Annotated in this window: 1 protein-coding gene; it reads right to left on the reverse strand. The window is 65.6% G+C overall.

Annotation, left to right across the window (positions count from 1 at the left end):
- A partial coding sequence (locus tag SB773_RS33610) for a sigma factor (RefSeq protein WP_410594794.1) occupies positions 1 to 138 on the reverse strand: 138 nt, incomplete at its 3' end.
- Between the last annotated feature and the right edge of the window lie 112 nt (positions 139 to 250).

Here is a 250-nt window from a genome sequence, read left to right on the forward strand (position 1 = left end):
GTCGACCGCCGCCCAGCGCATCCACGTCTCCTGGAGGACGTCCTCGGCATCGGCGGCGGAGCCGAGCATCTCGTACGCGACCGTGAACAGCAGATCCCGGTGGGCGACGAACTCATCCAGTCCCTCGTTCTGCAACATGGTTCCCCTTCCTGGTGATGGCACTCATACACGAGACGCCGGACGCCTGCCGGATGTGACATCGGTGTCCGCTGTCACAGGCCGACGCCTCCCGTCGTCTCATGCACGACCC

The sequence above is a fragment of the Bacillus sp. SIMBA_074 genome, assembly GCF_046534555.1.
GTDB classification, from domain to species: domain Bacteria; phylum Bacillota; class Bacilli; order Bacillales; family Bacillaceae_G; genus Bacillus_A; species Bacillus_A mycoides.